The sequence below is a fragment of the Natronincola ferrireducens genome (assembly GCF_900100845.1).
Lineage (GTDB): Bacteria > Bacillota > Clostridia > Peptostreptococcales > Natronincolaceae > Natronincola_B > Natronincola_B ferrireducens.
On sequence record NZ_FNFP01000003.1, the window covers coordinates 106573 to 117730 of the forward strand.

The 11158-nt window shown below is 36.6% G+C and carries 11 protein-coding genes and 2 riboswitches; all 11 genes read left to right on the forward strand.

The window, feature by feature from the left end; genetic code table 11:
• Window positions 1–25: 25 nt before the first annotated feature.
• The 11 genes from BLS22_RS08840 to BLS22_RS08890 all read left to right on the forward strand — a co-directional run bounded on the left by BLS22_RS08840 (window position 26) and on the right by BLS22_RS08890 (window position 11064).
• Complete coding sequence (locus BLS22_RS08840; protein WP_090553384.1) at window positions 26–496, forward strand: tRNA (cytidine(34)-2'-O)-methyltransferase; 471 nt, start codon at window positions 26–28, stop codon at window positions 494–496.
• 154 nt (window positions 497–650) lie between these two features.
• A complete protein-coding gene (locus BLS22_RS08845; RefSeq protein WP_090553385.1) occupies window positions 651–1496 on the forward strand; it encodes a DegV family protein in 846 nt (281 codons plus the stop codon).
• 117 nt (window positions 1497–1613) lie between these two features.
• A riboswitch (glycine riboswitch) is annotated at window positions 1614–1715 on the forward strand.
• 3 nt (window positions 1716–1718) lie between these two features.
• Window positions 1719–1796, forward strand: a riboswitch (glycine riboswitch).
• 156 nt (window positions 1797–1952) lie between these two features.
• Window positions 1953–2333, forward strand: a complete 381-nt coding sequence (locus BLS22_RS08850; RefSeq protein ID WP_090553386.1) for a GrdX family protein — start codon at window positions 1953–1955, stop codon at window positions 2331–2333.
• Between the two features lie 79 nt (window positions 2334–2412).
• Entirely contained in the window at window positions 2413–3360 is a 948-nt protein-coding gene (trxB, locus tag BLS22_RS08855; protein ID WP_090553387.1) for a thioredoxin-disulfide reductase, read from the forward strand.
• Window positions 3361–3387: 27 nt separating this feature from the next.
• On the forward strand, window positions 3388–3705 hold the full coding sequence (gene trxA / locus BLS22_RS08860; RefSeq protein WP_090553388.1) for a thioredoxin TrxA: 318 nt from the start codon (window positions 3388–3390) through the stop codon (window positions 3703–3705).
• Window positions 3706–3782: 77 nt separating this feature from the next.
• A complete protein-coding gene (locus BLS22_RS08865; protein ID WP_090553389.1) occupies window positions 3783–5069 on the forward strand; it encodes a glycine/sarcosine/betaine reductase component B subunit in 1287 nt (428 codons plus the stop codon).
• A gap of 79 nt (window positions 5070–5148) precedes the next feature.
• On the forward strand, window positions 5149–5625 hold the full coding sequence (grdA, locus tag BLS22_RS08870; protein WP_090553390.1) for a glycine/sarcosine/betaine reductase complex selenoprotein A: 477 nt from the start codon (window positions 5149–5151) through the stop codon (window positions 5623–5625).
• A gap of 40 nt (window positions 5626–5665) precedes the next feature.
• Window positions 5666–6976, forward strand: a complete 1311-nt coding sequence (gene grdB, locus BLS22_RS08875) for a glycine reductase complex selenoprotein B (protein ID WP_090553391.1) — start codon at window positions 5666–5668, stop codon at window positions 6974–6976.
• An 86-nt stretch (window positions 6977–7062) separates the two neighbouring features.
• A complete protein-coding gene (gene grdC / locus BLS22_RS08880; protein ID WP_090553392.1) occupies window positions 7063–8601 on the forward strand; it encodes a glycine/sarcosine/betaine reductase complex component C subunit beta in 1539 nt (512 codons plus the stop codon).
• Between the two features lie 12 nt (window positions 8602–8613).
• The gene (grdD, locus tag BLS22_RS08885) at window positions 8614–9801 is read left to right on the forward strand and encodes a glycine/sarcosine/betaine reductase complex component C subunit alpha (RefSeq protein WP_090553393.1); all 1188 of its coding nucleotides are present in this window, start codon (window positions 8614–8616) and stop codon (window positions 9799–9801) included.
• 327 nt (window positions 9802–10128) lie between these two features.
• On the forward strand, window positions 10129–11064 hold the full coding sequence (locus BLS22_RS08890; RefSeq protein ID WP_090553394.1) for a DUF1177 domain-containing protein: 936 nt from the start codon (window positions 10129–10131) through the stop codon (window positions 11062–11064).
• The last annotated feature ends 94 nt before the right edge of the window (window positions 11065–11158 follow it).

Genomic DNA, 11158 nt, shown 5'->3' on the forward strand with positions numbered 1-11158 from the left:
TAAAGTATAGCCAGGAGGACAAAAGATGAAGCTACATGTAGTATTATTAGAGCCTGAAATTCCACAAAACACAGGAAATATTGCAAGGACCTGTGTTATTACTGATACTGTATTACATATTATTGGACCTATGGGATTCTCTTTGGATGAAAAGGCTGTCAAAAGGGCGGGTTTAGATTATTGGGATCTGCTGGATTTTAGATACTATGATAGTTATGGAGAATTTCTTGAGAAAAATCCCAATGCAAAGGTTTATTATGCCACTACAAAGGCTGAAAAAGCCCATAGCGATATAACCTATGAAGAAGAAGTATTTATTATGTTTGGAAAGGAAACCGCTGGAATACCAAAGGATATTCTAGAGAAGAACAAAGAGACATGTATAAGGATACCTATGCTAAACATAGAAAAGGCTCGCTCCTTAAACCTATCTAATTCAGTAGCCATTGGAGTTTACGAGGTTTTACGACAATGGAACTATCCCAAAATGCGATAAAGGTATATCGTGTGAAGATTCAATCAATTCACCAGCACAAAGAAAGATAGAAGGAAAAAAGTATGTTATGTTGAAATAAATACTTAACATATTATTTCAATATAAATTGCCCTTGACTTGATTTGTAAAGAAGTAATAGATAAGGAGGTTGAAAATGAATAATATTCAAATTATAACTGATAGTATGACAGATGTTCCTAAATATCTTGTTGATAAGTATAATATTATTGTAATACCCCTGACCATTCATTTTGAAGACGGTGAGTATAGAGATGGGGTAGATTTAACTGGAGAAGAATTTTACAAAAAGCTCACAGAAGTAAAGGAACTTCCCCAAACATCCCAGGTAACACCAAATACCTTTATGAATGTGTTTAGGGAAGTGCTAGAGGCAGGAAAGGAAATCATTTGTATCAATGGTTCTTCTAAAGCCAGTGGTACCCATCAAGCAGCCGTTTTAGCAAAGCAAGAATTAGAAACCGATAAAATAGATGTTTTTGATACAATGGGATTATGCTTTGGGGGAGGATTCTTTGTTTATGAAGCTGCCAAAATGGCTATAGAAGGTGGGACTAGGGAAGAAATACTTACTAAGCTAGATAAAATGAAATCAAATATCGATCATATCTTTACTGTGGATACTTTAGAATACTTAAAAAAGGGGGGCAGGCTAAATCCTATGAAGGCTACTATAGCCACTATTTTAAATGTCAAACCTATTTTAACAGTGGAGGATGGTCTAGTAGAATCATTAGATAAAGTAAGGGGCACCAAAAAGGTGATCGGGAAAATGGTAGAGCTGGCCAAAAACCGAGGTGGAGATTTTTCACAGAAAACTGTAGCTATTGCCCATGCTAATACACCTGTAAAAGCAGATGAATTAAAGGAAACTGTTGAAAAAGAGCTTAATCCGAAAGAAGTTATTATCACTGAGATTGGTTGTACCATAGGAACTCATGCAGGTCCAGGAACTTTGGCTATTTTCTATTCTAAGAAATAAACTAAAAAATTTACCAAAAACTGTTGATTGTGGAAATGTTTATTATTATAATGAATATAATAGGAAAATTTTATTATGAAGTATGGAATTATTTAAAATATAAATAAACATATCTGAATGAAGAATGCGGGAGAGACCCAACAAGGGCGCCGAAGGAGGAAGCTAAGAAATTCGCCATTTCTTAGGGAATATCTCAGGCAAAAGGACCGTATTTGGACAGTTCTCTGGAAAGCTATTATAGCACCGAAGGAGCAATTTCTTTTTTTATAAGGAAAGAATCTCTCAGGTAAATCAACAGAGGTCATTTGTGACAACAGGGCGTTGGCATAAATTATCTCTGTTTTTGTTTTGTTCATTTAAACCCCATAAAAAGTGTTCTTTTGCACATGAAAAAAATATATCTACATAAACTAAAAAAAGTTGCATAAAAAGTATAAAAATGATGGAGGTCCCACTTTGAAGCCAATTATAATAACCAATAACCCTAAGGTTCGTCAAAAATATAGCAACGATTATGAAGTAGTCTTTATCGACGGAACCTATATGGAGGTTTTAATCACAATAAGGGATTTTATACATAAAGGTCATGAACTGTTAACACACCCATTGTCGGGGAGCATTAAACCCAATGAAACCCCCTATAAAAGTGCATTAATTTCTAACATAAAGGGAAAAATGAATATGGAATCCATCATGATTATTGAGGATAGTATTCAAACAGCGAAAAAGTTTCAAACAATGAAAAAGACACCCCAATGGTCACAGGCTATTCTCAAGGACTTTAGTGAGATTGACTATAGATTGCTAGATAGTGGATTACAAAGTATGTTGTATTAGAAGAAATGTTTTAATAATAAAATTTATTTATAAAAATTTATAAAATATATAAGTAAAAAACACATAAGGAGTGAAAAATATGGATAAAATTTATGATGTAATCATTATTGGGGCTGGTCCAGCAGGATTATCTGCAGGATTGTATGCTGCAAGAGGAAAGATGTCTACTTTAATATTAGAAAAGGATAAGACAGGTGGACAAATCGTGACAACCAATGAAGTAGCAAATTATCCTGGTTCTATTGAAAATGCTACAGGACCATCTCTAATTGCTAGAATGGTGGAGCAATGTAAGGAATTTGGAGCAGAAATAAAAAAAGATGCAATTAAAGAAGTAAAATTTGAAGATAAAATTAAAGTAGTTGTAGGAGAAAAAGAAACCTACCAAGCTAGGGCTGTAATTGTAGCCTCAGGAGCTAGCCCAAGATTATTAGATGTACCTGGTGAAAAGAAGTTAACAGGCAAAGGAGTTTCCTATTGTGCTACATGTGACGCAGATTTCTTTACAGATTTAGAAGTATTTGTAGTGGGGGGTGGCGATTCAGCAGTTGAAGAAGCCATTCATTTAACTAAGTTTGCAAGAAAGGTTACTATCGTACATAGAAGAGATACGTTAAAGGCTGCAAAATCTATTCAAGAAAAAGCCTTCAAAAATCCTAAAATTGACTTCATATGGGATACTACAATAACAGAAGTTAAAGGGGATGGATTGGTAGAATCTGTTGTTTTCAAAAACCTGAAAACTGGGGAAACTACAGAGTATCATGCTGATGAGGAAGACGGTACATTTGGTATCTTTGTATTCGTGGGATATATCCCTCAAACCCAGCTATTTAAAGGTTTGTTAGATATGGATGAAGTAGGGTATTTAATAACCGATGATAATATGAAAACCAATATACCTGGTGTGTTTGCCGCTGGAGATATTAGAGTAAAGTCTTTAAGACAGGTAGTAACTGCTGTGGCTGATGGTGCTATTGCATCTATCCAAGCAGAAAAATATATTGAAAATACTTTCCATGAGTAAAACTTTATTTTTAAGGAGGTGAGATGGATGTTAGCAGTTGATAAGGATACTTTCGATAAAGAAGTGCTAGAAGCAGAAGGTGTTGTACTGGTTGATTTTTGGAGTGATGGATGTGAACCTTGTAAAGCTTTAATGCCCGATATTGAGGAACTTGAAGGAGTTTATGGGGATAAGGTTAAATTTGTTAAACTCAATACAACCCAAGCTAGAAGACTGGCTATTAAACAAAAAGTATTAGGCCTTCCAACTATTGCTATTTACAAAGGTGGAGAAAAGGTAGAAGAAGTAACGAAGGACGAAGCCAACAAAGCCAATACAGAGACGATGATTAAGAAATATATATAACGCTGTAATTGTTTTGGCCTATAGCTAGAACGAGCTGGGAGGCTATAGGCCTTGTATAAAAAAGGGAGGTGAAGTTTGTGCGATTAGAGTTAGGAAATATATTAATTAAAGATGTGCAATTTAGTGACACAACTAAGATAGAAAATTCTATTCTCTACATTAACAAAGAAGAAATGTTAAACACCATTGGTGGAGATGAGCGTATTAAAAGTTTAGAAATTGAGTTAGCTCATCCAGGTGAAGAGGTAAGAATTACACCTGTAAAAGATGTAATTGAGCCTAGAGTTAAGGTGGAGGGTCCAGGAGGGATATTCCCTGGAGTAATAAGCAAAGTAGACACTGTTGGGACTGGTCGTACACATGCATTAAAGAATGTAGCAGTTGTTACCGCTGGGAAAATTGTTGGTTTCCAAGAAGGAATCATTGACATGACAGGACCAGGAGCAGAGTATACTCCGTTTTCTCAACTTCACAATGTTGTTATAGTTGCAGATCCTGTAGAAGGTATTAAGCAACATGACCATGAAGCAGCTGTAAGAATGATAGGTTTAAAGGCTGCTCAATACCTTGGTGAATTTGCTAAAAATCTTGAACCAGACGAAATGAAATATTATGAAACAGAGCCTCTTTTAGAATCTATTCAGAAATATCCTGATCTACCTAAGGTTGGATATGTATATATGCTTCAAACCCAAGGGTTATTACATGACACCTATGTATATGGAGTAGATGCAAAGAAAATTGTGCCAACAATTCTTTATCCAACAGAAGTAATGGATGGTGCTATTATTAGTGGTAACTGCGTATCTGCTTGTGATAAAAACCCAACTTATGTACATCAAAACAACTCAATTATTGAAGACCTTTATGAAAAACATGGTAAAGAATACAACTTTGTTGGTGTTATTATTACCAATGAAAATGTTTACCTAGCCGACAAAGAAAGATCTTCAAACTGGACAGCTAAGTTATGTAAGTATTTAGGATTAGATGCTGTTATTGTTTCACAAGAAGGCTTCGGCAATCCAGATACTGACTTAATTATGAACTGTAAAAAAATTGAAAATGAAGGCATTAAAACTGTTATTGTTACAGATGAATATGCAGGTAGGGATGGTGCATCTCAATCCTTAGCAGATGCTGATCCAAAGGCGGATGCAGTTGTAACCAATGGGAATGCTAATGAAACCATTGTTTTACCTCCAATGAAGAAAATCATTGGTACTACACAATATACTAATGTTATTGCTGGAGGTTTTGATGGAAGCTTAAGACCTGATGGTAGTATCGAAGTAGAAATACAAGCAATCACAGGTGCTACAAATGAGACAGGCTTTGGAAATCTCACAGCCAAAGGCTACTAATCTTTTTATAAGATTATTTGTTTAAAAAATTACCTTAGGATAAAATTCTACAAATATAATATATAGAAAGGATGATATTATGGGACGTTTTGATAACAAAAAGGTTATCATCATCGGTGATAGAGATGGAATCCCTGGTCCTGCCATAGAGGAGTGCTTAAAAGGCACTGGTGCAGAAGTAGTATTCTCTTCAACTGAATGCTTTGTCTGAACCGCCGCAGGAGCAATGGACCTAGAAAACCAAAAAAGAGTTAAGGATCTTACAGAAAAATACAGCGCTGAAAATGTTGTAGTTTTATTAGGAGCAGCAGAAGCAGAAGCAGCAGGCTTGGCTGCTGAAACTGTGACAGCTGGAGATCCAACCTTTGCAGGTCCATTGGCAGGAGTCCAGTTAGGACTTCGAGTATATCATGCAGTAGAGCCTCAATTTAAAGATGAGGTAGATGCTACAGTATATGACGATCAAATCGGCATGATGGAAATGGTGCTTGATGTTGATGGTATTATAGAAGAAATGAACGGAATTAGAAGCGAATATAGCAAGTTTAATGATTAGTCAATAAAATTCCCGTAAAAATTTAGAGAGGGGGGAAAGTATGAGCAAAAAGAAAGTCGTTCATTATATCAACCAATTCTTTGCTGGAATCGGTGGAGAAGAAAAGGCTGATATCAAACCTGAATTAAGAGAAGGTGTAGTAGGACCTGGTATGGCCCTAAATACTGCTTTAAAGGAAGAAGCAGAAATCGTGGCAACAATAATATGTGGCGACTCTTATTTCAATGAAAACTTAGAAACAGCTAAAGCTGAAGTTCTTGATATGGTAAAAAAACATAAACCTGATCTATTTATTGCAGGACCTGCCTTCAATGCTGGAAGATATGGTGTAGCTTGTGGAACGATAGCTAAGGAAGTTCAAGATCAGCTAGGTATTCCTGTAATTACAGGTATGTATACAGAAAATCCTGGTGCAGATATGTTTAAAAAGAGTGTTTATATCATTGAAACAGGAAACTCTGCGGCAGCTATGAGAAAAGCAGTTCCTGATATGGTAAAACTTGCTCTAAAACTATTAAAAGGTGAAGAAATAGGCTCCCCAGAAGAAGACAAATACATGTCAAGAGGAATCAGAAAAAATTACTTTGCTTCCGAAAGAGGTTCTAAGAGAGCCGTTGATATGTTAATCAAAAAGTTAAAGGGCGGGGAATTCGTTACCGAGTATCCAATGCCAGACTTTGACCGGGTGGAAGCAAATCCCGCTGTTAAGGATTTAGCAAAAGCAAAAATTGCTTTAGTAACATCTGGTGGTATTGTACCAAAGGGCAACCCAGACAAAATCGAATCTTCAAGTGCATCTAAATATGGTAAATATGATATCGGAAGCTTTATGGATTTAACAGAGGCTGATCATGAAACTGCCCATGGTGGATATGACCCAGTATATGCCAATCAAGACTCTGATAGAGTATTACCTGTAGACGTACTAAGGGATTTAGAAAAAGAAGGGGTTATAGGAGAACTACACAGATATTTCTACACCACTGTAGGAAACGGTACATCTGTAGCTAGTTCCAAAGCCTTTGCAGCAGAATTTGCAAAGGAATTGGTGGCTGATGGTGTGCAAGCTGTTATCCTAACCTCTACATGAGGCACCTGTACACGTTGCGGTGCAACAATGGTAAAAGAAATTGAAAGAGCTGGCTTACCAGTAGTTCATATCTGTACAGTAGTGCCTATATCCTTGACGGTTGGTGCAAATAGGATTGTACCAGCTATAGCTATCCCCCATCCATTAGGCAACCCTGCTTTGGATGCAAAGGATGAAAAAACCTTAAGAAGAAAAATCGTAGATAAAGCATTAAGGGCACTAACTACAGAGGTAGATGGTCAAACTGTCTTTGAAGACTAAAATTGAATTTGCCAGCTGATTTGATCAGCTGGCATCTTTGATACTAAATAATAAATCATAATAAAAAATTACGGAGGTGTAACCCCATGTCCTATGCAGTAGTAAAAGCGACATCCTATGTACTGGTCCACACACCAGATATGATTCTGCACAATGGAACAACCCAGACAACAGAAAAATTATCCAATCCAGAATCAGAATACCTAAAAAAATTACCACAACACATAAGAAAATATGAAGATGTAGTAAGCTATCCACCAAACCAAGTCTACATTGGAAAAATCAAACCAGAACACTTAAAAAATTATGATATGCCATGGTATGACAAAAAAGTAGAAGGGGCTGATAGATATAGTAAATTCGGTGAAATTATGCCCCAAGATGAATTTATAGGTCTGCTGAAAATCGTAGACGCCTTTGACTTAGTAAAGCTAGAAAAAAGCTTTACAGCTACTATAAAAGCAAAATTAGCTAATCATCCTTTAATAACACCACAGTTAATGGATAAGCTAAAAGAAGGAGAAGATTTAGAAGAAATTAAAAAAGCCATTAACGAATATCATGCTGAAGCCATCTACCAAGATGATAAAATCGTAGGCTGTGTAAAAAGAGCCCATGAAGTAGATCCCAATCTAAACGCTCATATTATGTTTGAAAACTTAGTAGTAAAGGCATCGGGAGTATTATCGTTCCTGCATCTATTAGACAAAAACAATGTAGATGTAACAGAAATCCAATACGTTATTGAATGCTCTGAAGAAGCCTGTGGTGATATGAACCAAAGGGGTGGAGGAAACTTTGCAAAAGCCATTGCAGAAGTAGCAGGGGCAGTAAACGCCACCGGTTCCGATACAAGAGCCTTCTGTGCAGCACCAACCCATGCATTGATCGAAGCAGCGGCTCTAGTAAAATCAGGAGCCTATGAAAACGTTGTGGTGGTAGCTGGTGGGGCAACAGCAAAGCTAGGTATGAATGGCAAAGACCACGTAAAAAAAGAAATGCCAATTCTTGAAGATGTAATAGGGGGCTTTGCCGTATTAGTAAGCAAAAACGATGGTGTGAGCCCAATCTTAAGAACTGATTTATTAGGAAGACATACAGTAGGAACTGGATCTTCACCTCAAGCCGTCATTACATCCCTTATTACAGCACCATTAGATAAAGGGAACTTAAAAATCACCGATGTAGACAAATACTCGGTAGAAATGCAGAACCCAGATATTACCAAACCGGCAGGAGCAGGAGACGTACCAGAAGCGAATTACAAAATGATCGCAGCCTTAGGAGTAAAACGTGGAGAAATGGATAGAAAAGACGTAGCAACCTTTGGAGAAAAACATGGTATGCCGGGGTGGGCACCAACCCAGGGTCATATACCAAGTGGTGTACCTTACCTGGGTCATGCAAGAGAGGCCTTCTTAAATCAAGAAATCCAAAGAGCGATGATTGTAGGAAAAGGTAGTCTCTTCTTAGCTAGGATGACCAACCAATTTGACGGAGTATCCATTATCATGGAAGTAAATCAAGGCCAGGCCACAGAAACAGCAGGCATATCAGAGACAGAAGTCAAAACTATGATCGCCGAAGCCATGAGAAACTTTGCTAGCCACCTACTAGCAGAATAAGGAGTGAATACAATGTCAGAAAATAAAGCAGTAAAACAAATGATCGGCAAAGTATTCAGCAACATAGCTGACGCCATCGAAACCGGGGAATTCAGCAAAAAAATAACCATAGGTCTAACTACCCTTGGTAGTGAACATGGGATAGACAACCTGGTAAAAGCAGCAGAAATTGCCCAAAATAGATCCAGTAGCTACAAAGTGGTGTTGATCGGTCCAAAGACTCAAACAGATCTAACCATCCACGAAGCTACTACAGAAGAAGAAATGCATAAAACTATGGAAAAACTATTGGATAGCGGAGAAATAGACGGTGCAGTAACCCTACACTACAATTTTCCAATAGGGGTATCTACGGTAGGAAAGGTCATCACCCCAGGGAAGGGTAAAGAAATGTTTATCGCAACCACAACAGGAACCTCCTCCCCCCATAGAGTAGAAGCCATGGTAAAAAATGCCCTCTATGGGATTATGGCAGCAAAAGCCAGTGGAATTAAAAGACCAACTGTAGGAATCCTGAATGTAGACGGAGCCCGTCAGGTAGAAAAAGCGTTAAAAGAACTAAAAGCCAATGGCTATGACATAAACCTAACAGAGTCCATGAGAAGTGATGGAGGTTGTATCATGAGGGGCAACGACCTTCTAGCAGGTACACCAGACATTATGGTTCAGGATACATTAACAGGTAACGTCTTTATGAAAGTCTTCTCCGCTTTTACGACGGGTGGGGATTATGAATCTATAGGCTACGGTTATGGGCCAGGAATAGGTGAAGGACAAGAAAGAACCATTTTAATTTTATCTAGAGCCTCTGGTGTTCCAGTAATCGCCAACGCTATTGCTTATGCAGCTGATTTAGTAAAAGGAAATTTAAAAGAAGTGGTAAAAGAAGAATTCCAAAAAGCTAAAAAAGCAAAACTAGATGATATTCTAAAATCCTTGACAAAAGATACAAAAAAAGCAAATCAAGATGAAGAAGAAGTAACAGCACCACCAACGGAAGTGGTGACAGGATCTATATCAGGCATAGACATTATGGACCTAGAAGATGCGGTAAAAATATTGTGGAAAAAAGGAATCTATGCAGAAAGTGGTATGGGTTGTACAGGACCAATTCTTATGGTAAATGAAGGTAAATTAAATACAGCAATGGCAGTATTAAAAGAATCTGGCTTTGTAGCTGGTGAAACACCAGATTGTTAAAAACAAAGGGATATAGTTCCCTTTGTTTTTTTTATTGACAGAATATAAAATATATAGATCTTAATTCATTAATATATTCATTATAGATGGTACTACCTTTTGTTGTATTAAGACAAAAGGTATTATTTATTGGAAGAAAGTAGGGATATATAGAACAGCATATTAGAGATGATTGTGCAAATGAATATAAAATTGTGGCTATTTATGTACAAATGTATATAGAAATCACTAAATATTTAAAGTAAAATAATATAATTAAATATTTATACAAAATAATGACAAATTAAACAATGGTCAATATTATGGAAATAGAATGGAGAGGATAAAATGATTTTAAAGCAGGTACTAGAAATTTATGAGTTAATAGACAGAGCCGATGCTTCGGGAGAAAAACTAAAGGCTTTTTTTGAATCTAAGGGAGCGACAGATATTACTGTTACAAAAATATTGGGAAAACAGGGTTCAACAGATTTTATTAAAGTTGTTATTGCAGGAAAGCATGGGAAATTAAAGGGAGGCGATGCACCTACTTTAGGTATTATAGGCCGTTTAGGTGGTCTCGGTGCTAGACCAGAGGTGATCGGATATGTTTCAGATGGAGATGGTGCTGTGGCAGCTATGTCTGTTGCTCTAAAATTAGTAGAAATGCAAAACAGGGGAGATGTATTGAGGGGAGATGTTATCGTAACAACCCATATATGTCCAGATGCACCTACAGAAGAACATTATCCTGTTCCATTCATGGGTTCCCCAGTAGATATGGATCAGATGAATGAAATAGAAGTGTTAACAGAAATGGATGCAATTTTATCTATAGATACAACAAAAGGAAATGAAATTATTAACCATAAGGGCTTTGCAATTTCACCAACTGTTAAAGAAGGATATATACTACCTGTTAGTTATGACTTATTACAGATTATGAAAAGAGTAACAGGAAGATTACCTAATGTATTTGCCTTATCAACTCAAGATATTACACCTTACTCTAATAAATTACCTCATATCAATAGTATCTTACAACCAGCTGTAGCTACATCAGCTCCTGTTGTAGGGGTAGCTATTACAACAGAAGTAGCTGTAGCAGGGTGTGCCACAGGTGCATCTCATGTCATAGATATAGAAATGGCAGGGCGTTATGCTATTGAAGTAGCCAAGGATTACAGTGAAGGAAAATGTAGTTTCTATTGTCCAGAAAATTATCAGAAATTGATTGAACTTTATGGAGAATCTAAATACTTACAAACACCAGGAAGAGAATAGTAAGTTTTAAAAATGAAATTATGTCCAAGACATAACTCTCAAATTAATTAGAAATTAAAGATATTCATAAAAATACATTAAAAAGAATTAGCAT

What these genes read in the sequence shown, in the direction of transcription:
- BLS22_RS08840 (WP_090553384.1), top strand. Translation starts at nt 26, where the DNA reads ATGAAGCTACATGTAGTATTATTAGAGCCTGAAATTCCACAAAACACA.
- BLS22_RS08845 (WP_090553385.1), top strand. Translation starts at nt 651, where the DNA reads ATGAATAATATTCAAATTATAACTGATAGTATGACAGATGTTCCTAAA.
- trxB (WP_090553387.1), top strand. Translation starts at nt 2,413, where the DNA reads ATGGATAAAATTTATGATGTAATCATTATTGGGGCTGGTCCAGCAGGA.
- trxA (WP_090553388.1), top strand. Translation starts at nt 3,388, where the DNA reads ATGTTAGCAGTTGATAAGGATACTTTCGATAAAGAAGTGCTAGAAGCA.
- grdC (WP_090553392.1), top strand. Translation starts at nt 7,063, where the DNA reads ATGTCCTATGCAGTAGTAAAAGCGACATCCTATGTACTGGTCCACACA.
- grdD (WP_090553393.1), top strand. Translation starts at nt 8,614, where the DNA reads ATGTCAGAAAATAAAGCAGTAAAACAAATGATCGGCAAAGTATTCAGC.
- BLS22_RS08890 (WP_090553394.1), top strand. Translation starts at nt 10,129, where the DNA reads ATGATTTTAAAGCAGGTACTAGAAATTTATGAGTTAATAGACAGAGCC.